The organism is Agrobacterium sp. B1(2019), assembly GCF_008274755.1.
GTDB lineage: Bacteria > Pseudomonadota > Alphaproteobacteria > Rhizobiales > Rhizobiaceae > Agrobacterium > Agrobacterium salinitolerans.
The window spans coordinates 1,324,393-1,348,572 of the sequence record NZ_VTPB01000001.1 but is presented as its reverse complement, the minus strand read 5'-3'; the positions used below and the strand labels follow the sequence as shown (position 1 = coordinate 1,348,572).

The window sequence follows — 24,180 nt, the reverse complement described above, 5'->3', positions numbered from 1 at the left end:
GATTACGGCCGCTGGCCGACAAGATGGAGTATCAAGATGAGTGGTGTTGACCTCAACGATATCAAGCGCCGTATGGATGGCGCCATCAATGCGTTCAAGAGCGATATCGCGTCGCTGCGCACCGGCCGCGCTTCGGCCAATATTCTGGACCCGGTCACCGTTGATGCCTACGGCTCGCGTGTGCCGCTCAACCAGGTGGCCAACATCACAGTTCCGGAGCCGCGCATGCTCGGCGTCAACATCTGGGACAAGTCGATGGTCAACGCCGTCGACCGTGCGATCCGCGAATCCAATCTCGGCCTCAACCCCATCGTCGACGGCCAGAACCTGCGCATTCCTCTGCCTGAACTCAACGAGGAGCGCCGCAAATCGCTGGTGAAGGTCGCCCATGATTATGCCGAAAAGTCCAAGGTGGCGATTCGCCATGTGCGTCGTGATGGCATGGATGGTCTGAAAAAAGCCGAAAAGGACGGTGACATCGGTCAGGACGAAAGCCGTGGACAGTCGGAAAAGGTTCAGAAAATGACCGATGACACGATTTCGGAAATTGACCGCTTGCTTGCCGAGAAGGAAAAGGAAATCATGCAGGTCTGATATCGTTCGCGATAGACCTGTATTTTATTCGTTTTAATTTCGCGCTGCCCTGTTACTGGATCGATATGCCGACGACGACACGTTCCTCCATACCCGAGCACGTTGCCATCATCATGGATGGCAATGGACGCTGGGCAAAGCAGCGCGGTCTTCCGCGCGTGATGGGGCATCGCCGCGGTGTGGAGGCCGTGCGCGAGACCGTTCGCGCGGCCGGCGACTGCGGAATACGCTATCTCACGCTCTTTGCCTTCTCCTCGGAAAACTGGCGTAGACCCGAATCCGAGGTGAGCGATCTGATGGGGCTTTTGAAAGCCTTCATCCGGCGTGATCTTGCGGAACTGCACCGCGAAAATGTCCGCGTGCGGATCATCGGCGACCGGCAAGGGCTGAAGCACGACATACGCGCTCTCCTCGAAGAGGCGGAGCAGATGACATCCGGCAATACCAAGTTGACGCTGGTGATCGCTTTCAATTACGGCAGTCGCGACGAGATTGCGCGTGCGACAGCGGCGATTGCGCGCGATGTCGCCGAAGGCAGGATTAATGCCGAATCCATTACGCCGGAGATGATTTCGGCCAGACTAGACACGTCGGGTATGCCCGATCCGGATCTCATTATCCGCACCAGCGGCGAAGAGCGCCTGTCGAACTTCCTGCTCTGGCAAGCTGCTTATTCCGAGTTCCTGTTCGTTCCGGAATATTGGCCGGACTTCGACCGCCAGCGATTCTTCTCCGCAATCGAGCAATATGCAACGCGTGACCGCCGCTTCGGTGCACTCACCGAGCAGGTTGCCGTGGCAGGTGCCTGATGAGCCGTGAACTTAGACTGCGGATTGTGTCCGCAATCGTCATGGCGGCGGTCATTCTGGCCGCGACCTGGTATGGCGGCATTCTGTTCCGCATCGTTGCGGGCCTTCTGGCGATCCTCATCTATTATGAATGGTCGACGATTAGCCGACTGTCGGAGTCGAACCCGACAGGCAACGCCTGGGGCTGGTTCGCGGTTGCCGTCATCGCCGGTAACACGATCTTCGGCGAATCCTCGCTCGATCTGCCTCTATTATCCGGCTTCACGCTGACCGCTGCGCTGTTTCCGATCCTGCGCGGCAAAAACTGGTGGCTGGTGGGTGGTATTTTTTATGCGGGCCTGAGCGGCATATCGCTCTCGGCCATCCGTGGTGACGAGCTGACGGGCTTCGTGTCCATCCTGTTCATCTTCGCCGTCGTCTGGTCGACGGATATTCTTGCCTATTTCGTAGGACGCGCCATTGGCGGGCCGAAGCTTGCACCTTCGATCTCGCCCGGCAAGACCTGGTCTGGCGCCATCGGCGGGGCGGTGGCGGCCGTGATCGGCGGCGGCGCGGTGTCCATGGCCTATCACGGCAGGATCAGCGTGCTGGTGCTGGTGCTCGCTCTTGTTCTTTCGGTATTCAGCCAGATAGGCGATCTCTTCGAATCCTTCGTGAAACGGCGTTTCCAGGTCAAGGATTCCAGCCATCTCATTCCAGGCCATGGCGGTTTCATGGACCGAGTTGACGGTCTTGTTTTCGCCTGTTTTGCGGTATTCCTCATAGCTTTCGTGCATGCGGCGGCAACTGGCGACGTGCCCGGATCGGGCGGCGGTCTGTTGCCGGGTTTCTGAGCGGCGCGAAAGGTCACGACACAAAGGGCAGATTGTCATGAACACAGTAATGGCGGCGACCGGTTTTCTGACCGGCTATATTGTGCCCTTCATCCTGGTGCTGTCGCTGCTCGTTTTTGTGCATGAGATGGGCCACTATCTTGTTGGTCGCTGGTGCGGAATCCGCTCTACCGCGTTTTCCATCGGTTTCGGCCCGGAGCTGATCGGTTTCACCGACAAGCGCGGCACGCGATGGAAGATTTCGGCGATTCCGCTCGGCGGTTACGTCAAGTTCTTCGGCGATGAGGACGCGGCGAGCAAGCCGGATAGTTCCGGCCTGTCGCATATGTCGCTGGAGGAGAGGGCGCAGACGCTTTCCGGTGCGAAGCTGTGGAAGAGGGCGGCCACGGTTGCCGCAGGCCCGATCGCGAATTTCATTCTCGCCATTCTCATCTTTGCGGTGCTCTTCGGCATTTATGGCCGGATGATCGCCGATCCGGTCGTGGCGGAAGTCCGTGAAAACAGTGCTGCTGCCGCAGCCGGCGTTCAGCCCGGTGACAGGCTGGTGGCGATCGATGGCGAAAAAGTGATGACTTTCGAGGATGTCCGCCGTTATGTCGGCATCCGCCCGGGCACGCCGATCACCGTAACGGTTGAAAGGGCGGGCGAGGAGCTGAAGCTGCCGATGGTTCCGACCCGCACGGAGACAACGGACCAGTTCGGCAACAAGCTGGAAATGGGTATTATCGGCATCGTCACCGACCAGACCAGCGGTAACTTTCGCCATATTGATTACTCGCCGTCTGAGGCGCTGACCGAAGGTGTGCGCGAAACCGGCCACGTTATTACCGGCACCTTCAATTATATCGGCAATCTCGTGACTGGGCGCATGAATGCCGATCAGCTTGGCGGTCCGGTCCGGGTGGCGCAGGCGTCCGGCCAGATGGCGACACTCGGTATTTCCGCCGTTATCCAGCTTGCCGCCGTTCTTTCCGTCTCCATCGGTCTTTTGAACCTGATGCCTGTGCCGGTTCTGGACGGCGGGCACCTGGTGTTCTACGCCATCGAGGCCATTCGCGGCAGGCCGCTCGGCGCGGGCGCGCAGGAAGTCGCGTTCCGTATCGGAATGATGATGATTTTGGGTCTTATGGTTTTTGCAACATGGAACGATATCAGCAGCTTGATCGGCTGATGATTGTGTTTTAACGGTTTTGTTAGTGACTTGTTTACCGTGTTTATATGCCGAAGTGGCGAATGAGCCACTCTGAAGCACGAAGTAAACAGAATTTAACGTTCACGCTTGCTTGTAGGGGAAAAGCAGGTAAAACGACGCACATGGCCGGAGTCGGGTTCCGCCCGCTGAGGGACAACGTAAAAAGGTAAGAATTGAAATGAAGGCTGGTTCAAGATTTTTGAACGCTGTGTCGGCGGTTGCTCTGTCTGCCGGTGTTTCTTCGGTTGCGGGCCTTGGTGTGCTTGCCTCTGCTGGCGTTGCACATGCAGCCGTCATCAGCAGGATCGATGTTCGCGGGGCCGAAAGGTCGGGCGCGGACTCCGTGCGTTCCAACATCACCATTGCGGCGGGTAAGAACTTTTCCAATTCGGACATCGATGAATCGGTGAAGCGTCTTTACGCCACCGGTTATTTCTCGAATGTCTCCATGCGCGTTTCCGGCAGCACGCTGGTCGTGACTGTCGACGAGAACCAGCTCGTCAATCAGGTGGTCTTCAACGGCAACCGCAAGATCAAGGACGACAAGCTCGCCGGCATCGTGCAGACCCAGTCGATGGGTCCGTTCAATCAGGCAATCGTGACGGCGGATATCGCTCGTATCAAGGAAGCTTATGCCGCCATTGGCCGCAGCGATGTCGAAATCACCACGCAGACCGTTTCCGTCGGTCAGGGTCGGGTGAACATTGCTTTCGTCATCAATGAAGGCGAGCGCACCAAGATCGGTCGCATCGATTTCGTTGGCAACAATGCCTATAGCGATGGTCGTCTGGCCGCCGTCATCAATACCAAGAAGTCCAACATGCTGTCGTTCCTGACGCGTAAGGACGTTTATAACGAGGACAAGCTGCGCGCTGACGAAGAGGCGCTGCGCCAGTTCTACTATAACCGCGGTTATGCCGACTTCCGGGTCGTATCGTCTGACGCGGTGCTGGACGAATCCAAGAATGAATACACCATCTCGATCACGGTCGATGAAGGCAAGAAATACGATTTCGGCAACGTCGTTGTCGAATCGACCGTTCCGGGTGTTGATGGTGCTGAATTGCAGGGTCTCGTTGAAACCCGCCAGGGTGCAAGCTACAGCGCCAAGGAAGTTCAGCAGAGCATGGAGGCGATTTCCAAGCGCGTGGCCGGCGAAGGTTATCCCTTCGCCCGCGTAACGCCGCGCGGTGACCGCGACATGGCTGGCAATACCATCGGTGTGACCTATATCGTCGACCAGGGTGAGCGCGCCTATGTCGAGCGTATCGAAATCCGTGGCAACACCCGCACGCGTGACTATGTCATCCGTCGCGAATTCGATATTTCCGAAGGCGATGCGTTTAACCAGACAGTCATCACCGCTGCGAAGCGTCGTCTCGAAGCGCTGGGTTACTTCTCCAAGGTCAATATCTCGACCGCCGGCGGCAGCGCGCCTGACCGTGTCGTGATCGTGGTTGACGTTGAAGATCAGTCGACGGGTTCGTTCGGTATCGGTGCGGGCTACTCGCAGAACGACGGCGTGCTGCTCGAAGCTTCCATCGAGGAAAAGAACTTCCTCGGTCGCGGCCAGTACATCCGTCTCGCCGCCGGTGCGGGTGAAGACGATGCACGCAGCTATACGCTGTCCTTCACGGAGCCTTATTTCCTCGGCTACCGTCTGGCTGCAGGTTTCGACCTGTTCAAGAGCCAGAGCCGCAGCGAAGACTATTATGACTACGACGAGCAGGGCTTCTCGCTGCGCGTGACCGCGCCGATTACCGAGGACCTCTCGACGACGTTCAAGTACACCTACAAGCAGATCAATTATGACGGTGAGGGCGACTGGGAAACCGGCAGCAACCTTGCCGAGCCCTACAAGGACTTGATCCGCGGCGGTGACTGGACGCAGTCCATCATTTCGAACACGCTGAACTACAATACGCTCGACGACCGCAACATGCCTCGCGAAGGCTGGCAGGCTGCTCTTACGAACGAATTTGCAGGCCTTGGCGGCGATTCCGAATATTACAAGATCTACGCCAAGGCTCGTTTCTTCTATACGCTGTCTGACGAATACGATGTTATCGGCTCGCTCACCGGCCAAGCCGGTCACGTCATGCCGACGGGCGACAACCTTCTGGTATTCGATCAGTTCAAGTTCGGCGGCCGACAGGTTCGCGGCTTCAAGAACGATGGTATCGGTCCGCGCATCGGCTCCGACTCCATCGGCGGCACGACCTACTTCGCCGCTTCTGCTGAAGTCTCGGCTCCGATGCCTGGCGTTCCGGAAGATTTCGGCCTGCGTCTTGCTGGCTTCGTGGATGCAGGCACGCTGTATGGCAACAAGGTTGCCAACAGCGCAGGTGTGAAGGACGACAACTCCATCCGCGCATCCGCTGGTGTCGGCGTAATGTGGGCGTCGCCCTTCGGTCCGATCCGTGTCGACTACGCCGTGCCTTTCGCCAAGGAAGACTACGACGAGGAACAGCGTTTCCGGTTTGGCATGTCCAACACTTTCTGATATCGGCAGTCCAGAACTGCAACTTTGAACGTTCTGGAGTTTCCGGCTGATGGAATACAACGCCTTTTTTCCGCCCCACGAGGGACTGCGATTGAAATATATCGCAGACCGTTTTGGGGCGGAACTGTCTGATGACGCGGCGGGAGAGCGGATCATTCGCTCCGTTGCGCCGGTCTACCGGGCAAAACCCGATCAGCTCTGCTACATTCTTTCGCGCAAGAACCGCGACGAGCTGCAGACCTGCGACGCTGGAGCCGTCATTTGTGACGCCGCACTTGTAGACATGCTTCCGTCTCACACACCTGCGCTGATATCGAAAAACCCGCACACGCTTTTTGCGCAGGTGGGTGCCTTGCTTCATCCCTCCGCCATGCGTCCGGGTCCGATCGCGCGGATGGAAGCTGAAATTTCCCATGCTGCTCATGTTGATCCATCCGCAAAGCTGGAGGCGGGCGTCATCGTCGAGTCGCTCGCCGTGATTGGAGCTGGCGCCCATATCGGTGCGGGTACGCGCATCGGTCCCGGCGTCATCATCGGGCAGGATGTGCAGATCGGACGCGATTGCACCATTGCCGGCGGCGCAAGCGTTCTTGCGGCCCTCATCGGTAATAATGTGATTATCCATAACGGCGCGCGCATCGGTCAGGACGGTTTCGGTTATGCGCCTGGTCCGCGCGGCATGTTGAAGATCGTGCAGATCGGCCGGGTCATCATTCAGGACAACGTCGAGATTGGCGCGAACACCACGATCGATCGCGGCACCATGGACGACACGGTCATCGGCGAAGGCACCAAGATCGACAATCAGGTCCAGATCGGCCACAACGTCCGCATCGGCCGCCATTGCGGCATCGTCAGCAAGGTCGGCATTGCGGGCAGCACCCGCATCGGCGACGGTGTGATGATTGGCGGTGCGGCCGGAATCAATGGCCATATCAACATCGGCGACGGCGTACAGATCGCGGCGATGAGCGGCGTTGTGGCGGACGTGCCGGCAGGCGCCCGTTATGGCGGCACGCCTGCACGTCCGATGAAATATTTCCTGCGCGACATGGCCGAAATTCTGGCGCGCGCTGAAGGGCGTGATAAAAAAACAGGAGAGAAAAAAAATGACTGAAGAAACGAAGACGACGCTTGGCGCGGCTGACATTCTGGAAGTCATGAAGCTTCTGCCGCATCGTTACCCATTCTTGCTGATCGACAAGATCATCGAGATCGATGGTAACAATTCGGCGATCGGCATCAAGAACGTCACTGTCAACGAACCGCATTTCACCGGTCATTTCCCGGATCGGCCGATCATGCCGGGCGTTCTGATCGTTGAGGCCATGGCCCAGACGGCGGGTGCGATCTGCGCTCGGAGCCAGGGTGAGGGCGGTCACTTGGTCTACTTCATGACCATCGACAATGCGCGTTTCCGCAAGCCCGTGGTCCCCGGTGATCGTCTGGAAATCCACGTCGTCAAGCAGCGCCAGCGCGGCAATGTCTTCAAATTCCATTGCGAAGCGAAGGTGGACGGCGCGCTGGTGGCGGAGGCCGATGTCGGCGCCATGATGATCCCCGAGGATCAGCAATGAGCACGATTGCCGCCTCGGCCAGAATTCATCCGAGCGCCGTGATCGAAGACGGTGCGGTGATCGGTGAAAACGTCGTCATCGGTGCGCTGAGCTATGTCGGCGCGAAAGTCACGCTGCATGACGATGTCCAGCTGCACAATCACGCCGTTGTTTCCGGCCTTACCGTGATCGGCTGTGGCTCGGTTGTCCATCCCATGGCGGTCATCGGCGGCGCGCCGCAGGCGGTTCGCCACGACGGTTCGGAAACGACGCTCGAGATCGGCGAGCGCTGCATCATGCGTGAAGGCGTGACGATGAACGCCGGCAGTTCCGATGGCAGCGGCAAGACCGTTATCGGCGACGATAATCTTTTCCTCGCCAATTCGCATGTGGCGCATGATTGTCGCCTCGGCAGCCATATCATCCTGTCGAACAATGTGATGCTGGCGGGCCATGTCACCATTGAGGACCGCGCGATTCTGGGCGGCGGCTGCGCCGTGCACCAGTTCACGCGCATCGGCCGCCAGGCCTTCATCGGTGGGCTTTCCGCCGTCAACTACGATGTGATCCCCTATGGCATGCTGAATGGCAATCCCGGCATTCTCGGCGGTCTGAATGTCGTTGGAATGACCCGTGCCGGCATCGAGCGCGCGGACATCCACAAGGTCAGACGCGTTTACAAGGCGATTTTCGAGGCTGAAGGCACGATCCGCGGCAATGCTGCGGCCATCGACCGTAACGAGTATCTGGATTGCCCGCAGGCGCTTGAGGTCATCGATTTCATCGGCGCGGATAGCGACCGCGCGATCTCTTCGCCCAATCGGGGCAAGTGAGCCGTGACAGGCGGCGGGCGTCTCGCCATTGTGGCCGGCAGCGGCCAGCTGCCGCTTTATGTGGCGGCTGCCGCCCGTGAGATGGGCGAGAACCCCTTCATCGTGCGCCTGCGCGATGATTCCCGTTTCGACTGGAGCGGTTTCGACAATGCCGTCATCAGCGTCGGTGATGTCGCGGGTCTCGGCCGTCTGCTGCGTGAAAACCAGGTAGATCGCGTCGTATTGTCCGGCGGCGTGGCGCGGCGACCGGAATGGCGGGAAATCCGCCCCACCGCCGGTATCCTGCTGAAGTTGCCCTCCATCGTCAAGACGTTGCTGTCAGGCGGTGATGACGCCGTTCTGCAGATGGTCATCAAGATCATCAGCACGCTCGGCGCAAAAGTCATCGGCGCGCACGAGATTGCGCCCGGCCTTTTGGCAACGACCGGTCCTTTCGGCGGACAGAAGCCTGCCGAAGAAGATCTAAAGGATATTCGCAAGGCGGCTGAGGCGGCACTTACGCTCGGCAAGCTCGATGTCGGGCAGGGGGCTGTCTCTGTTGGTGGCCGCATCGTGGCGCTGGAGGGTGTCGAGGGCACGGATGCCATGCTGGCGCGTGTCGCTGCTCTGCGTGCCGAAGGGCGCATATCGCCCCGCCGTAAAGGCGTACTGGTCAAGCTCTGCAAGCCCCAGCAGGATATACGCGCCGATCTGCCGACCATCGGCATCGAAACCGTGGAAAATGCGAAAAGAGCCGGGCTGGCGGGCATCGCTGTCGAAGCCGGGCGGGCACTGGTGCTCGATCGTGAAGCGATGTTGAAAGCAGCCGACGAGGCAGGCATATTCGTCTGCGGCATCGACACGTCACTTGGTGGAGACATGATCGGATGACGGCGGCATTAAAAGTGGCGGTCATAGCCGGGGAGGTATCCGGCGATCTTCTGGGCGCGGATCTGATCCGCTCGCTCAAGGTCCAATATGCGGGGCCTGTCGAGCTGGTCGGGGTCGGAGGCGAAGCGCTGGAAGCGCAAGGACTGGTTTCCCTGTTCGACTATTCCGAACTCTCCATCATGGGCTTCACGCAGGTTCTGAAAAAACTGCCGAAGCTCATTGCGCGGATCAACCAGACCGCTCAGGCAATCGCCGCCGCAAAGCCCGATATTCTGCTGATCATCGACAGCCCGGATTTCACCCATCGCGTTGCAAAGAAAGTCCGGCGACAATTGCCGCATCTGCCGGTCGTTAATTACGTCTGCCCCAGCGTCTGGGCGTGGAAGGAGTATCGCGCCACCGCGATGCTCTCTTATGTCGATCATGTGCTGGCTCTTCTGCCCTTCGAGCCGGAAGCCATGCGCCGTCTCGGCGGTCCGCCGACCACCTTTGTCGGTCATCGCCTTAGCGTCGACCCCGATGTGCTGGCGGTGCGACAGAAGCGGGCGGAACGTTCTCTGCCGGCGGATGGCGAACCGAAGACCATTCTTCTCCTGCCAGGGTCTCGTTCCACTGAAACGACGCGGTTGATGGAGCCGTTTCAGGCGGCGGCGAGAGCTTTTGTCGAGCGCAACGGTCCGACGCGGTTCCTGTTGCCCACTGTACCGCGTCAAGAAAAACGCATCTACGAACTGGCGGCGTCATGGCCGGAAGATATCAGGCCCGAAATCGGTATCGATTCCACCTTCAAATGGAATGCGTTCGCTGAGGCCGATGCGGCGATTGCCGCTTCCGGCACGGTCATTCTTGAACTCGCACTTGCAGGGGTGCCAACCATCTCGGTCTACAAGACCGACTGGATTTTCACCATGCTGAGCAAGCGGGTGAAGACCTGGACGGGCGCGCTGCCGAACCTGATCGCCGATTACGCCGTCGTGCCGGAATATTTCAACGAGGTGGTAAGGGCAGGTTCGATGCTGCGCTGGGCAGAGCGTCTGTCCTCCAATACCACCGAGCGGCAGGCGATGCTCGAAGGTTATGCACTCGCGCAGCAGCGTTTGCATACGGATGTGCCTCCGGGCGAAACCGGTGCGCGTATTCTTCTGGATGTCCTGAAGAGCAAAGCTCGTCCCTCACAATAATCGTATAGCCCTCTCGCTCCACCGACTGCTGTCCTGCCGCCGATGCAGGCAGGCGAGGGCGCGATTTTACTGCATTTGATCGTTAGGGCGGCAAACGGCTGACCATCGGAGGTCTCTCGGCCCATAAATTTCCATCTGGCACACCTCTTGCTTTCAATCTTGTATGCAAGATAGCCATACATCAGAAAGCGCCCAGAGCGCGGTAGAAGACGCCATCATCTCAGGCATTCTTTCCGCGCGCATCCGTCCGGGAACCCGCCTCAGCGAGAACCAGCTCGCCAGCCTTTTTAGCGTCTCGCGCACGCGCATCCGCGAGGCGATGATGCGGCTGGAGACGCGTGGCATCGTCACCGTCAGTCCGCGCCGCGGCTGGTTCGTGGTGGAACCTTCCGCTGAAGAATCCATCAAGGTCTATGAGGCCCGGCGTATCATCGAATATGGTCTCTTGCGCAATCTTTCCGGCGTCAGCGCGCAAGGCATCGCAATCCTCGCCGATCATCTCGATGAGGAGAAGGCAGCGATTGCCAAAGGTGATCGCCAGCGACTGACCTGCCTGATGGGCGACTTTCACATCCGGATCGCCGAAATCGCCGGAAACGACATCATCGTCGAAGCGCTACGTGACCTGACGGCCAGAACCATCCTCATTTCCATGCTCTATCAGTCCGACTTCCATGCACAACAATCGCATGACGGGCACTGCCGCATTTTCGAGGCGATCAGGGCCGCCGATTTTCATGGCGCCGCCGAACTCGCCATCCGCCACCTCGACGAAGTTGAAACGGGTCTCGATCTCACCCGCAGGCCGGACCCGCTCTACGAGCTTCGCAATTCCCTTTCACTGCAGCCTCTTCCCTCAAGCCCCAAGGAGTAAATCCCGATGTTTTCCAGACGTTCATTGCTTGCCATTGCCGCGATTTCCGCAACGATTGGTTTTTCGCCCGCAGCCTTTGCCGATGCGCTCGGTGATATCACGTCCCGCGGCACGATCCGCGTTGCCGTCCCGCAGGACTTCCCACCCTTCGGCAGTGTCGGCACGGATATGGCCCCGCAGGGTTATGACATCGACGTCGCCAATCTGATCGGCGAGAAGCTTGGCGTGAAGGTTGAACTCGTGCCGGTGACAAGTGCCAACCGCGTTCCCTATCTTCAGACCAACAAGGTCGATCTCGTCATCTCGAGCCTCGGCAAGAACCCGGACCGTGAAAAGGTCATCGATTTCTCCACCGCCTATGCGCCTTTTTATAATGGCGTCTTTGCCCCAGACTCGGTTGCCGTCACCAAGGCGGAAGATTTGGCCGGTAAAACCATCGGCGTTACCCGTGGCGCTGTCGAGGATCTGGAACTGACCAAGGTCGCCCCGGCTGACACGACCATCAAGCGCTATGAGGACAATAACGGCACGATTTCGGCCTTCCTCGCTGGTCAGGTGGAAGCCGTCGCCACGGGCAATGTCGTCGCCGCCGCTATTCTTGCGAAGAATCCGCCTAAGCGCCCCGAACTGAAGTTCCTGATCAAGAATTCGCCCTGCTATATCGGCCTTAACAAGGAACAGCCGGCGCTTCTTGAAAAGGTCAATGCCATCATTGCCACAGCAAAGACCGACGGTTCGCTGAACACGATCGCGCAGAAATGGCTGAAAACCGATCTGCCGAAGGATCTCTGAGCAACCCGGCAAAATGCATGCGCCGGCCTTGCCTGAGGCGGGGCTGGCGCATGGTTTGTCCTCGCCGAAAGGAAGCATCGGGTGAAATACACATTCGATTTTGGATGGCTCCTCGACTATTATCCGCAGATCGTCAAGGGTATCGGCGTCACGCTGGAATTGATCGCCGTCGGCGGCGTTCTTGGCATCGCGCTCGGCATATTCTGCGCCTGGGTGCGCGCGCTCGGGCCAAAATGGCTGCGGCTGCCGGTCGCGACCTATGTAGAACTCATTCGCAACACGCCATTCCTCATACAATTGTTTTTTATCTTTTTCGGCCTGCCATCGCTTGGCCTGCAACTGTCGGAACTGAGCGCGGCCAATATCGCCATGGTGGTCAATCTCGGAGCCTATAGCTGCGAGATCATTCGCGCCGGTATTCAGGCGACACCCAAGGGGCAGTTCGAGGCCGGGGCAAGCCTTGCCATGACCCGTTTCGAAACCTTCCGGCATGTGGTGCTTGTGCCATCACTGCAACGCATCTGGCCAGCGCTATCTTCGCAGGTGGTGATCGTCATGCTCGGCTCGTCGGTCGTGTCGCAGATCGCTGCCGAGGATCTCACCTTCGCGGCCAACTTCATCCAGTCGCGCACCTTCCGCGCCTTCGAAGCCTACATGGTCTCCACCGTCATCTATCTCGTACTGGCCATTCTGTTGAGACAGGTGCTGGTCATGGGCGGCAACCTCATCTTTCCGCGCAGGAGTGTCCGATGATCGAATTCTCCACCTGGGATATTCTCAGAAACCTTTTGCTCGCCACGCGCTGGACCGTGCTGCTCTCGCTCGTTTCCTTTGCCGGCGGTGGTCTGGTGGCGCTGCTTCTGCTCTTCATGCGCATTTCCCGCAAAAAATCGATGCGGGCTTTCGCACGCTATTATGTCGAGCTTTTCCAGGGCACGCCGCTGCTGATGCAGCTGTTCATCGCCTTTTTTGGCCTCGGCCTGTTCGGCATCGATGTGCCCGCCTGGCTCGCGGCGGGCCTCACTTTGATCCTGTGGGCGGCAGCGTTCCTCACCGAGATCTGGCGCGGCTGCGTCGAATCTGTCGCCAAAGGCCAGTGGGAGGCATCGGCGAGCCTTGCCATGGGGCGCCTGCAGCAGATGCGTTATGTCATCCTGCCGCAGGCCATGAGGGTCGCCATTCCGCCAACCGTCGGTTTCTTCGTGCAGGTTATCAAGGGAACGGCGGTGACCTCTATCATCGGTTTCGTCGAGCTGTCCAAGGCGGGCACGGTCGTCACCAACGCCACCTTCCAGCCCTTCACCGTTTATGGCCTCGTCGCCCTCATCTATTTCGCGCTGTGCTGGCCGCTGTCGAAGAGCAGCCAGATCCTCGAAAGGAAGCTCAATGTCGCTCATCGAAATCACTGAAGTCCGCAAAAGCTATGGCAGCAACGAGGTTCTCAAAGGCATCAATCTGGACGTCGAGCCGGGCGAGGTCATTGCCATCATCGGCAAGAGCGGATCGGGAAAATCGACCCTGCTTCGCTGCATCAACGGGCTCGAGACGATTTCGGCCGGTTCGATATCGGTCGCTGGCGCGCAGCTTCTCGACGATGATCTGCATCTCAAGGCACTGCGGCTGAAGGTCGGCATGATCTTCCAGCAGTTCAATCTCTTCCCGCACCAGACGGTTGGCGGCAACGTCATGCTGTCACAGACCGTGGTGAAGAAAACACCGAAGCCGGAAGCGGAAGCCGTTGCCCGCAAGATGCTGGAACGGGTGGGGCTGGCGCATAAATTCGACGCCTATCCCGATGAATTGTCCGGTGGCCAGCAGCAACGCGTCGCCATTGCCCGCGCGCTCGCCATGCAGCCGATTGCTTTGCTGTGCGATGAGATCACCTCGGCGCTCGATCCCGAGCTGGTCTCGGAAGTGCTGGCGGTGGTGCGTGAACTGGCCGGGGAAGGCATGACGCTGTTGATGGTGACCCATGAAATGAAATTTGCGCGCGACGTCTGCTCCCGCGTCGTTTTCATGCATGAGGGCAGGGTGCATGAAATCGGCCCGCCGGAAGAGGTGTTCTCCAATCCCTCAACGCCTGAACTCAAGCAGTTCCTCGGCGTTGCCGCGCGTCACTGAGAATCGTTCAGATGCTCAACAAAAAGGCCGGCGGGTGAAAACCTGCCGGCCTTTGATCTTATATGGTTTCGCGGCTTAGCGCTTGGAAACCGGAACGTAGTCGCGCTTGCCGGCGCCCGTGTAGAGCTGGCGCGGACGACCGATACGCTGCTGCGGATCTTCGATCATTTCGTTCCACTGCGCGATCCAGCCAACGGTGCGGGCGAGAGCGAAGAGAACGGTGAACATGGTCGTGGGGAAGCCGAGAGCCTTCAGCGTGATGCCCGAATAGAAGTCGACATTCGGATAGAGCTTCTTCTCGACGAAGTAGGGGTCGGAAAGGGCGATCTTTTCCAGCTCCAGAGCAACCTGCATGATCGGATCGTCGGAATTGCCGGTGGCTTCCAGCACTTCATACATCGTCTTCTGCATGATCTTGGCGCGCGGGTCGTAGTTCTTGTAGACGCGGTGGCCAAAGCCCATCAGGCGGAACGGGTCGTTCTTGTCCTTGGCGCGGGCGATATATTCGGGAATACGGTCAACCGTGCCGATTTCGTTGAGCATGTTGAGCGCCGCTTCATTGGCGCCGCCGTGTGCCGGGCCCCACAGGCAGGCAATGCCAGCCGCGATACAGGCGAACGGGTTTGCACCCGACGAACCGGCAAGACGCACCGTGGAGGTGGAGGCGTTCTGCTCGTGATCGGCATGCAGGATGAAGATGCGATCCATGGCGCGCGCCAGAACCGGATCGACCTTGTAATCCTCGCAGGGCACGGCAAAGCACATGTGCAGGAAGTTCGAGGCGTAATCCAGATCGTTCTTCGGGTAAACGAAGGGCTGTCCGATATGGTACTTGTAGGCCATGGCGGCGATCGTCGGCATCTTCGCGATCATGCGCAACGAAGCGACCATGCGCTGGTGCGGATCGGTGATGTCGGTCGAGTCGTGATAGAAGGCCGAGAGAGCGCCGACCGTGCCGCACATGACGGCCATCGGATGCGCATCGCGACGGTAGCCGGTGAAGAAGCGGCTCATCTGCTCATGCACCATGGTGTGGCGCGTGACGCGGGTGTCGAAATCTTTCTTCTGCGCGGCGGTCGGCAGTTCGCCGTAAAGCAGCAGATAGCAGGTTTCCAGGAAGTCGCCCTGTTCGGCGAGCTGCTCGATGGGGAAACCACGGTGAAGGAGAACGCCCTCGTCACCGTCGATATAGGTGATCTTGGATTCGCAGGAGGCCGTCGACGTGAAACCCGGGTCGTAAGTGAAGGAGCCCGTGTGCTTGTAGAGCGTGGCGATATCGACGACGCTTGGTCCAATCGTGCCTTCCCTGACCGGGAGTTCCACCTGCTTTTCGCCAAGTGTCACTGTAGCGCTTTTTTCCGTCATACTGATCCTCCGAGAACATGCGGGTGGGGGCGTTGAGACACGCCCCGCGGTTAAGCGTCTACCGATTAGCTATATGATCCTTGCGCGGATGCCAAGCTATCCAAAGGTCAAATTGTGCATTGCGGCAAACGCAATTGCTCTGCTCTCGTCTTTCCTGGTGATGGCAATTCAGTATCAGTCAACGCGGGGTTAAAGGAAAGGATTGCAATCCCGCGCGTCCGCCTGCAAACCTGTTTCCGGTGCGGCAGGGGCGCGGCGCGGATTGATCGGCCAAGGGGAAAAACAGCATTTCGGATATGCCGAAACGATGCCGGGCGGCTTGCCCCGCACGGCGGATATCCTGTCTCCGCTGCGCCGGACCGGCGAGGTCGCAACATATGGTCTGCCGGCCCTTGTCAGCAGGCCGAAACCGCGAACTGCCATTCTCCAGAAAATCACCGCCTGCCTCGCCGAGGAACGTGCATTCGGCCATGATTTTCTTTTCATGCCGGTCTTCATCGGCTGTGGGGCAATCCTCTGGTTTTCGCTTGATGCAGCACCTTCATTGCCGCTTCTTGTTGTTCTATTTTTGCTCGCCGTCGGCCTGGCATTCGCCGCTCGGTATCGCGCGACCCTGCTAGCCACGGCGTGCAGCCTCGTCGCACTGCTGTTGCTGGGCATGCTTTTCGCCGAATTTGAAACGCGGAGGGCAGGGACTGTGGTGCTGGATACGCCCGTTACCACCACCATTACCGGTACGGTGATGCGCCGGGAGGTCGATGCCCGCGGCGACTGGCGATATGTGGTGCAGCTGACTGCGACGGAAGCGCCGGTATTGTCACGCGTGCCTGGAAAGGTTTCGCTGCTGGCCCGCGGCGGCGGAAAGCCGGTGGCGCTCGGTGCGACGATCCGCGGCAAGGCGCGGCTTTCGCCGCCATCCGGTCCGGCTTTGCCCGGTCTCAATGATTTTGCCTTCGCCTCCTATTTCAGGGGCATTGGCGCGACAGGCTTTTTCTATAAGCCGCCGCAGATGGTCGCCGCCCCCGATAGCGACGCAAAAAAGAACTGGCTGGAATGGGCGGATATGCGGCTTTACGGTCTGCGCACCGCCATTGCCGAGCGCATTCGCACCACGATTGGTGGCGACGCTGGTGCTTTTGCCGCCTCCATCGTCACCGATGAGAGACAGGCCATATCGGCCGGGACGATGGAGGCGTTGCGGCTTTCCGGCCTTGCCCATATCGTCGCCATATCCGGGCTCAACATGGCGCTGGCGTCAGGCATATTCTTCGTGGGATTGCGGCTCGCCTTCAGCCTGTTTCCGGCCTTTGCTCAACGCTGGCCGGTGAAGAAGATGTCCGCCTTTGCGGCTCTGCTGATGACGCTCGCCTATTACCTGATTTCCGGTTTTGCCGTCTCTGCCGAACGTGCCTGGCTGATGATGTCGGTGATGCTGATCGCCGTTCTCTTCGATCAGCCGTCGCTCAGCCTCAGGAATGTTGCGCTGTCCGCTCTGGTCATCCTCGCCCTGTCTCCTTCGGAAATCATGGGGCCGAGCTTCCAGATGTCCTTCGCCGCGACGATCGCGCTTGTAGCCGCCTATGCCGCCTGGAGCCGCTGGCGCATTGATCGAGAGCGCCTGTTCATCGGGCGCAAACCGGCATGGATGACGGTGGTGGAAACGGCAGGCGCCGTCATCGGTGGCGTCATCACCACATCGTTGATCGGTGGACTTTCGACGGCGATCTATTCCATCGAGCATTTCCAGCGTGTCACCACTTATGGACTTTTTGCCAATCTGGCAGCCATGCCGCTGATGTCGCTGATCGTCATGCCCTTCGGTCTTATCGCCATGCTGCTGATGCCCTTCGGGCTCGATGCACCATTTCTGAAGGTCATGGGTTACGGCATGGCGCTTGTCATCGAGGTTGCTGATGAAGTCGCGTCCTGGGGCGGCAGCGCGGCGACCGGCCGGCCGCATGGCGCTTTCATCGGCGTTGCTTCGGTGGGTTTCCTGACGCTGACATTGCTGCGCAGCCGGCTGGCGCTGCTTGGAATTCCACCTCTGCTCTTTGCCTTCGGCCTGTCCGGAGCCGTCGCACATCGCAATCTGCCCGATCTGCTTGTCCATGAGGAGGGGAGGCTGGTGGCGCTTCTGGACGAGGGCAAGGTCTACACCACAAAAACCCGACCACAGGGCTTCATCTATGACCAGTGGCAAAGGGCTCTGCTGCTGCCTGAGAAACCGCTAGCGCCCGTCCTTCTCAAGAAAGCGGTTCCAGCGACCACCGTTGCTCTAAGCGCAAAATCGAAACTGGCGCCGGAGGAATTGAAGGCCTTGGCGCGTGAAATGACGGCCACGCTAAGGGATGCTGCGCCGGGTGTATTCACCTGCAAGACGGGCATCTGGTGCGTGGCAAGTGCGCGAAGCGGCGAATGGATCATCGTGCTGGAGGACGGCCGGTTTGCCGTCAAAGCCTGTGACATCGCCGACATCGTCATCGTTTCCCGCAGAACCCCGTTTGCGCAATGCCGCTCGGGAGCATTGCTGCTCAACCGCGACATATTAAGGCGCATCGGCTCGGTGGAGCTAAATTTCGCCGGCAGCGATCAAGCGGGCGTTGTCGGGCAGATGCGCGCCGCAACCGCCGGCGCGCACAGGCCGTGGAGTGAACATCGCTTCTATGACTGGAAGAGCGGCCGTTTTGACCACGACGTGCCTGAAGCCGTCACTCAGGTGCTGAAGGCATCGCAATAAACGCCGCCAGCATGGTTCGTCAGGCCTTGACGCGCAGATCCGCGGTCAACTCGCCAATGCCGCCGATTTCCTCTTCATGCGGCAGATCGCGCCAGATTTCCTTCAGTCCGGCCTCGTACCATTCGCGCATGGCGGGCAGGGCGAGCAGCCGGTCGCAATAGGCCGTCGCCGCCGGCGAAAGATCGGCACCATAGGTCTGGAAACGGAACGCCACCGGGCAGAAGAAGGCGTCGACCGCCGTGAATTTTGGGCCTGCAAGAAAAGGTCCGCCGAATTTGGTGAGACCTTCGTTCCACAGCGCATCGATGCGCTTTATATCGGCCGCAAGCCCGGCATCGCCGGCTTTGGGTTTTACCCGGATACCGACCGACATAGGGTAGAGATTACGCAGCGAGAAAAAACCCGCATGCATTTCACTCGCCGCCGAGCGTGACCAGGCCCGCGCCTGCTTGTCGCTCGCCCAGACGCCCTGATGTCTCTCGGCCAGATATTCGGCGATCGACAGTGATTCCCAAACCGTCATTCCCTCGTCGACAAGGCATGGCACCTTGCCGGTCGGCGAAAAGGTGGAGAAGGAAACACCTTCGCCGAAGGGAACGAGTTTTTCATCAAAGGCGATGCCAAGCGTGCGCATCAAAACCCAGGGCCGCAATGACCATGAGGAATAGTTCTTGTTGGCGATATAAAGATCGTACATGACGTGTCTCCCCGATATGACGCGCATTTCTATACCGGCGGATGGCCTTGGAATATTGCAAATAATCCATGGCTCCCATAAGCCGCATTGATGAATGGAAAGATGACGGCAGCGGAAAGACATCACCTAGCATCGCCGCCCGGAGACGAGAGCTAAACACACTGCGACGAGACTGGTAACGTGCATCCCTGTTCAACGAAGTGAAGGGCGCTCATTTTCCATGGTTTCAACTAGCGTTCATTTTGTCGAAGCCTGTAGCGCAAAGAAAGCATCTGGCATAAAAACCGGAACCAGCTTTCTCGACAATCCAGTTCCGGTCCGTTGGGCGATCTCTTTTTACTTCGGCAGAGCCGCGTTGTTCCAGGGAACAAGCCACGATGCTTGAAAAGGAACGTCATCTTGCCGATAACGCCCCTGTCAAAAAAAAGGCGCTCGAATTAATGGTAGCGGCGGATCAGGCCAACCAGCTTGCCTTGGATTTTCACCCGGTCCGGTCCGAAAATACGGGTCTCATAGGCGGGATTGGCCGCTTCCAGAGCGATGGAGGCTCCCTTGCGGCGGAAACGCTTCAGGGTCGCTTCTTCATCATCCACCAGTGCGACGATGATATCACCCGGATTGGCCGTATTGCCGTTGCGGATGATGACGGTATCGCCGTCAAAAATGCCGGCCTCGATCATCGAATCACCCTTGACTTCAAGAGCGTAATGTTCGCCCGAACCCAGCATATCCACCGGCACAGCCACATCATGGGTGTTGTTCTGGATGGCGGAAATCGGCACACCGGCGGCGATGCGGCCCATGACCGGCACGGTGACGGCCCCGCCGAGATCGTTTGCCGCTGCCTTGGGGGCAGGGGCCGGTTCCGGCGCCTTCGGCTTGCCGAGGCTGCCTTCGATGACGCTCGGTGAAAAACCACGCTGCGGCCTTGCGCCCGGCGTATAGGCCTCAGGTAATTTTATCACTTCCAGCGCCCGCGCCCTGTTAGGCAGCCGGCGAATAAACCCGCGCTCTTCGAGTGCGGTGATCAGCCGGTGAATGCCGGATTTGGAAGCAAGATCGAGTGCGTCCTTCATTTCATCGAAGGAGGGCGGCACGCCGGACTCTTTCATTCTTTCATGAATGAAGAGAAGCAATTCCTGCTGTTTGCGCGTGAGCATGAGGAAAACACCCTTGAGAATCGTCGTTGGAGTCGCGAAACAAATACAGAACGAACACTATATGTTCCATATGTGTTCCGCAATCCCCTAAAATTTCGTGAACCTGCTATCTGTTGTTTTGATGATTTGCTTCACGGCGCCTGATTGTGCTCTTCTAACGTCCAAATCGTCCGGGTATGCTTGGGCGGAGCGCCAGCGCAGGAAAACAGGTCATGATGAAATCGCATCGCATCGATCATCTCGTTCTGCCGGTGGAGGATATCGGCATTGCCGTGAAGCGCCTTGTCAGCCTTGGATTTACGGTCGCACCGGAGGCTTTGCATCCGTTCGGAACCCGAAATGCCTGTGTTTTTTTCAAAGACGATACCTATCTTGAGCCACTCGCGATTGCTGATCCGGCTAAATATAACGCATCTGCGGACAGCGGTGATGTGTTCACAGGGAGGGACAGGGCCTTCCGGCAAAAAGGCGGGCAGGAGGGCTTCTCGGCTCTCGTGGCCAAAACAGAGGATGCCCTTGCAGACCATGACAGGTTTGTGACGTCAGACGTGTCGGCTGGCGATGTGTTCCATTTTTCACGCCCTGTGCGGATGCCAGACGGGTCGCAGAGCGAGGCGGCCTTCCGGCTTGCCTTTGCGGCAAGCGGTTCAGCGGCGGATTTCTTCCTCTTCAGTTGCCAGCGGCTGCGCGCCCTGCCGAGAGACCGCGCGGCGCTGGAGCGTCATGCCAACCGTGTCTCAGGCATTAGCGAAATCATCCTGTTTTCAGGTGGCGACACGAAGGCGGTGCACCTGATCGAAACTGTATTGAGCTGTGAGGGTAGGGTGTCTTCGGGTGGAGATATGGTTTTCCTGACCGGCAATGCCCGCGTGAGACTAACCCAAAAAACTGACTTGGGCGGACTGGCCTTAAGCGTTTCTGGCGGGAGCGACGTCGGATTGCGGGGCGCAGGCATCGTCTTTTCCGTTGACGATCTTGCCGTGACAGAAGCGGTGCTTGCTGCTAATGGCGTGTCCTGCGCAAAAGCGGGCGGTCGCCTGGTGGTGGCCGAAGCACCCGGTCAGGGCGTTGCCTTCGCCTTCGAGGAAAAATGATGAGCGTTACGAACAATCTCAAAGTCACCGCCGGCGATGGCGCCAGCAAGGTTTCCTTCTCCAACGCCGAGCGATTTTCGCTGATCGCCGGCCCCTGCCAGATGGAAAGCCGCGAACATGCCTTCATGGTCGCAGGCGTCCTGAAGGAGCTTTGCGACAAGCTGGGTATAGGCCTTGTCTACAAGTCCTCCTTCGACAAGGCGAACCGCACCTCGCTTTCCGGCAAGCGCGGCATCGGTCTTGAGGGCGCCATGCAGGTTTTCGTCGATCTCAAGAAGGAATTCGGCTTTCCGGTGCTGACCGATATTCACACCGAAGAGCAATGCGCCATCGTTTCCGAGGTGGTGGACGTGCTGCAGATTCCGGCCTTTCTCAGCCGCCAGACCGATCTTCTCGTCGCCGCCGCCAGGACCGGCCGCGTGATAAACGTCAAGAAAGGTCAGTTTCTGGCGCCCTGGGACATGAAGAACGTGCTGGCCAAGCTGAATGAGAGCGGCAATCCTAATGTGCTTCTGTGCGAGCGCGGCGCGTCCTTCGGTTACAACACATTGGTCTCCGACATGCGCTCCTTACCGATCATGGCATCTCTTGGCGCGCCGGTCGTGTTTGACGCCACTCACTCGGTCCAGCAGCCGGGCGGGCAGGGCGGCTCCACGGGCGGCCAGCGCGAATTCGTTGAGACTTTGGCGCGGGCGGCAGTTGCTGTCGGTGTAGCAGGCCTCTTCATCGAAACCCATGAGGACCCGGACAACGCGCCGTCCGACGGTCCCAACATGGTGCATCTGAAGGACATGCCGAAACTGCTCGAAAAGCTGCTGGCTTTCGACGCCATCGCCAAAGCCTGAGGGGCTGCGCCATTGCAGCGGGCAGGGTTTGTGCCAATCGATTTTAATGGCGGGCGGGCCGTTTCTGCCGTCCGCCGTCATTGTAATTTCTTCGCCATCGTCTAAGACAGGCGACGGAAAATATCTGTTCCATTCCCAAGGGAGAGACCATGACTGCCATTACCGATATCATCGCGCGCGAAATTCTCGACAGCCGCGGCAATCCGACCGTTGAAGTCGATGTTTACCTCGAAGACGGCTCCATGGGCCGTGCGGCCGTTCCCTCGGGCGCCTCCACCGGCGCGCATGAGGCGGTTGAGCTGCGCGATGGCGGCAAGCGTTATCTCGGCAAGGGCGTGGAAAAGGCAGTCGAAGCCGTCAATACGGAAATCTTCGACGCCATCGGCGGCTTCGATGCCGAGAACCAGATCCAGATCGATCAGATGATGATCGCGCTTGACGGCACGCCGAACAAGTCGCGCCTCGGCGCCAACGCCATCCTCGGCGTTTCGCTCGCTATCGCCAAGGCTGCTGCTGAAGCCTCCGGTCTGCCGCTTTACCGTTATGTCGGCGGCCCGAACGCACATTTGCTTCCGGTTCCGATGATGAACATCATCAACGGCGGTGCCCATGCCGATAACCCCATCGATTTCCAGGAATTCATGATCCTGCCGGTTGGCGCGGAAAACATCCGCGAAGCCGTGCGCATGGGTTCTGAAGTGTTCCACACGCTGAAGAAAGAACTGGCTGCCCAGGGTCACAACACCAATGTCGGCGACGAGGGCGGTTTCGCACCGGGTCTCGAAAGCGCGCCGGCAGCGCTCGATTTCATCATGAAGTCGATCGAAAAGGCCGGCTACCGTCCGGGCGAAGACATGTATGTCGGCCTCGACTGCGCATCGACCGAATTCTTCAAGGACGGCAAATACGTTCTGGAAGGCGAAGGCCGCACGCTGGAGCCGGGCGCCATGGCTGAATATCTGGCCGAGCTCGTCAACAAATACCCGATCATTTCGGTCGAAGACGGCATGGCCGAAGACGACTGGGAAGGCTGGAAGACGCTGACCGATCTCGTCGGCAACAAGTGCCAGCTGGTCGGCGACGATCTCTTCGTCACCAACTCCGCCCGCCTGCGCGACGGCATCAAGATGGGTGTCGCCAACTCCATCCTCGTCAAGGTCAACCAGATCGGTTCGCTCTCCGAGACGCTGGATGCGGTCGAAACCGCACACAAAGCCGGTTACACCGCCGTCATGTCGCACCGTTCGGGCGAAACGGAAGATTCCACCATTGCCGATCTCGCGGTCGCCACCAATTGCGGTCAGATCAAGACCGGCTCGCTTGCCCGTTCCGACCGGCTCGCAAAGTACAACCAGCTGATCCGCATCGAGGAAATGCTGGGCCCGCAGGCTGCTTACGCCGGTCGTTCGATCTTGCGCGGGTAACGTGTGTTCTCGGGGCGGTAGAGCCCCGCTGACCGGTTGACCGAGGTTGACAACAGGTCTGGCAACACATTCGACATCATCCTCGGCCTTGTGCCGAGGATCTGCCAATTTCCCACCAGCGTGAGACGTTGCAGATACTCGGGACAAGCCCGAGCATGATGGTGGAGAGATTAAAGGACTTCGTCAGCAGTTTGAGCCCGCCCTCCGGCGGGCTTTTTTGCGTCCATTTGCCGGTCGCTATCAAGGTCAACGGATAGTTAAACAATCCGCTTTAGTCTCAAGACTCACGTTATGCGTTTTAAGGCTTCTCTCCGGCATGTGGACCAGACATCATAAAAAGAGACGATTCGGCCGTTTAATCGTTCCGGCCATCACGATCGCTTTTCTTTCCTACTTCGGATATCATTCCATCCATGGCGACTTCGGCCTGCAGGCGACGGAGCGGCTAGAGCGGCAGCGTATTGCGAGGATGGCAGAGCTTGCAAAGCTGACGCAGGCCCGCGCGGCGCTGGAGCGACAGGTGGAATTGCTGAGCGACGGTTCGCTTGAACGTGACATGATCGACGAGATTTCCCGTTATCAACTGAATATGTCCCGAACGGACGAAATCGTCATCATGAACACATATTTCTGATTAACCGAAATCAAGTTAATTTAACATTTTTGATTTATTCACAGCATCTTAGCGTGAATATGTGCC

23 protein-coding genes are annotated in these 24,180 nt (G+C 58.8%); 20 read left to right on the top strand and 3 right to left on the bottom strand.

All coding sequences use genetic code 11. The features are described from left to right. Positions 1-36: 36 nt before the first annotated feature. The 15 genes from frr (at position 37) to AGR1_RS06635 (ending at position 14,158) form a co-directional block, all read left to right on the top strand. Entirely contained in the window at positions 37-594 is a 558-nt protein-coding gene (frr, locus tag AGR1_RS06705) for a ribosome recycling factor (RefSeq protein ID WP_004441558.1), read from the top strand. Positions 595-659: 65 nt separating this feature from the next. Next, the gene (locus AGR1_RS06700; RefSeq protein WP_080790817.1) at positions 660-1,403 is read left to right on the top strand and encodes an isoprenyl transferase; all 744 of its coding nucleotides are present in this window, start codon (positions 660-662) and stop codon (positions 1,401-1,403) included. After that, complete coding sequence (locus AGR1_RS06695; protein WP_080790816.1) at positions 1,403-2,236, top strand: phosphatidate cytidylyltransferase; 834 nt, start codon at positions 1,403-1,405, stop codon at positions 2,234-2,236. Before AGR1_RS06700 ends, AGR1_RS06695 begins: the two co-directional genes overlap by 1 nt. 49 nt (positions 2,237-2,285) lie before the next feature. Beyond that, positions 2,286-3,407 (top strand): RIP metalloprotease RseP, encoded by a 1,122-nt coding sequence (rseP, locus tag AGR1_RS06690; protein WP_187772170.1) that lies wholly within the window; start codon positions 2,286-2,288, stop codon positions 3,405-3,407. A 199-nt stretch (positions 3,408-3,606) separates the two neighbouring features. Further along, positions 3,607-5,931 (top strand): outer membrane protein assembly factor BamA, encoded by a 2,325-nt coding sequence (gene bamA / locus AGR1_RS06685; RefSeq protein WP_149146527.1) that lies wholly within the window; start codon positions 3,607-3,609, stop codon positions 5,929-5,931. A gap of 49 nt (positions 5,932-5,980) precedes the next feature. Then, complete coding sequence (lpxD, locus tag AGR1_RS06680) at positions 5,981-7,048, top strand: UDP-3-O-(3-hydroxymyristoyl)glucosamine N-acyltransferase (RefSeq protein ID WP_149146526.1); 1,068 nt, start codon at positions 5,981-5,983, stop codon at positions 7,046-7,048. Next, a complete protein-coding gene (fabZ, locus tag AGR1_RS06675) occupies positions 7,041-7,508 on the top strand; it encodes a 3-hydroxyacyl-ACP dehydratase FabZ (protein ID WP_149146525.1) in 468 nt (155 codons plus the stop codon). Before lpxD ends, fabZ begins: the two co-directional genes overlap by 8 nt. Continuing rightward, positions 7,505-8,320, top strand: coding sequence for an acyl-ACP--UDP-N-acetylglucosamine O-acyltransferase (gene lpxA / locus AGR1_RS06670; RefSeq protein ID WP_149146524.1), 816 nt, complete (start codon positions 7,505-7,507; stop codon positions 8,318-8,320). Before fabZ ends, lpxA begins: the two co-directional genes overlap by 4 nt. Before the next feature lie 3 nt (positions 8,321-8,323). After that, positions 8,324-9,190 (top strand): LpxI family protein, encoded by an 867-nt coding sequence (locus tag AGR1_RS06665; RefSeq protein ID WP_187772068.1) that lies wholly within the window; start codon positions 8,324-8,326, stop codon positions 9,188-9,190. Then, complete coding sequence (gene lpxB, locus AGR1_RS06660) at positions 9,187-10,371, top strand: lipid-A-disaccharide synthase (RefSeq protein WP_149146523.1); 1,185 nt, start codon at positions 9,187-9,189, stop codon at positions 10,369-10,371. Before AGR1_RS06665 ends, lpxB begins: the two co-directional genes overlap by 4 nt. 163 nt (positions 10,372-10,534) lie before the next feature. Continuing rightward, positions 10,535-11,245, top strand: coding sequence for a GntR family transcriptional regulator (locus tag AGR1_RS06655; RefSeq protein WP_149146522.1), 711 nt, complete (start codon positions 10,535-10,537; stop codon positions 11,243-11,245). A 6-nt stretch (positions 11,246-11,251) separates the two neighbouring features. After that, entirely contained in the window at positions 11,252-12,037 is a 786-nt protein-coding gene (locus tag AGR1_RS06650) for a transporter substrate-binding domain-containing protein (RefSeq protein WP_149146521.1), read from the top strand. 81 nt (positions 12,038-12,118) lie between these two features. After that, positions 12,119-12,790 carry an amino acid ABC transporter permease gene (locus AGR1_RS06645; protein WP_149146520.1) on the top strand — a complete coding sequence of 224 codons (672 nt, stop codon included), beginning with the start codon at positions 12,119-12,121 and terminating at the stop codon, positions 12,788-12,790. Continuing rightward, positions 12,787-13,446: an amino acid ABC transporter permease gene (locus AGR1_RS06640; RefSeq protein ID WP_003521390.1), complete on the top strand. Its 660-nt coding sequence runs from the start codon at positions 12,787-12,789 to the stop codon at positions 13,444-13,446. The genes AGR1_RS06645 and AGR1_RS06640 overlap by 4 nt, the downstream gene beginning before the upstream one ends. Further along, positions 13,424-14,158: an amino acid ABC transporter ATP-binding protein gene (locus AGR1_RS06635; RefSeq protein WP_080790806.1), complete on the top strand. Its 735-nt coding sequence runs from the start codon at positions 13,424-13,426 to the stop codon at positions 14,156-14,158. The genes AGR1_RS06640 and AGR1_RS06635 overlap by 23 nt, the downstream gene beginning before the upstream one ends. A gap of 75 nt (positions 14,159-14,233) precedes the next feature. Here AGR1_RS06635 and gltA read toward each other — a convergent pair whose 3' ends face one another. Next, a complete protein-coding gene (gene gltA / locus AGR1_RS06630; protein WP_003502585.1) occupies positions 14,234-15,523 on the bottom strand; it encodes a citrate synthase in 1,290 nt (429 codons plus the stop codon). A 307-nt stretch (positions 15,524-15,830) separates the two neighbouring features. Here gltA and AGR1_RS06625 point away from each other — a divergent pair, with 307 nt between their 5' ends. Next, positions 15,831-18,260 carry a ComEC/Rec2 family competence protein gene (locus tag AGR1_RS06625; RefSeq protein ID WP_149147289.1) on the top strand — a complete coding sequence of 810 codons (2,430 nt, stop codon included), beginning with the start codon at positions 15,831-15,833 and terminating at the stop codon, positions 18,258-18,260. A 19-nt stretch (positions 18,261-18,279) separates the two neighbouring features. Here AGR1_RS06625 and AGR1_RS06620 read toward each other — a convergent pair whose 3' ends face one another. Next, complete coding sequence (locus AGR1_RS06620) at positions 18,280-18,957, bottom strand: glutathione S-transferase family protein (protein ID WP_149146519.1); 678 nt, start codon at positions 18,955-18,957, stop codon at positions 18,280-18,282. Between the two features lie 437 nt (positions 18,958-19,394). Then, on the bottom strand, positions 19,395-20,117 hold the full coding sequence (gene lexA / locus AGR1_RS06615; RefSeq protein ID WP_080790804.1) for a transcriptional repressor LexA: 723 nt from the start codon (positions 20,115-20,117) through the stop codon (positions 19,395-19,397). 212 nt (positions 20,118-20,329) lie between these two features. On the opposite strand from lexA, the gene AGR1_RS06610 reads away from it, so the two are divergent. From AGR1_RS06610 to AGR1_RS06595, 4 genes are all read left to right on the top strand, one after another. Then, complete coding sequence (locus AGR1_RS06610) at positions 20,330-21,211, top strand: VOC family protein (protein WP_149146518.1); 882 nt, start codon at positions 20,330-20,332, stop codon at positions 21,209-21,211. After that, the gene (kdsA, locus tag AGR1_RS06605; RefSeq protein ID WP_149146517.1) at positions 21,211-22,056 is read left to right on the top strand and encodes a 3-deoxy-8-phosphooctulonate synthase; all 846 of its coding nucleotides are present in this window, start codon (positions 21,211-21,213) and stop codon (positions 22,054-22,056) included. The genes AGR1_RS06610 and kdsA overlap by 1 nt, the downstream gene beginning before the upstream one ends. Positions 22,057-22,205: 149 nt before the next feature. Further along, entirely contained in the window at positions 22,206-23,480 is a 1,275-nt protein-coding gene (eno, locus tag AGR1_RS06600) for a phosphopyruvate hydratase (RefSeq protein ID WP_149146516.1), read from the top strand. 316 nt (positions 23,481-23,796) lie between these two features. After that, positions 23,797-24,114: a septum formation initiator family protein gene (locus AGR1_RS06595; protein ID WP_080790800.1), complete on the top strand. Its 318-nt coding sequence runs from the start codon at positions 23,797-23,799 to the stop codon at positions 24,112-24,114. Positions 24,115-24,180: the final 66 nt, after the last annotated feature.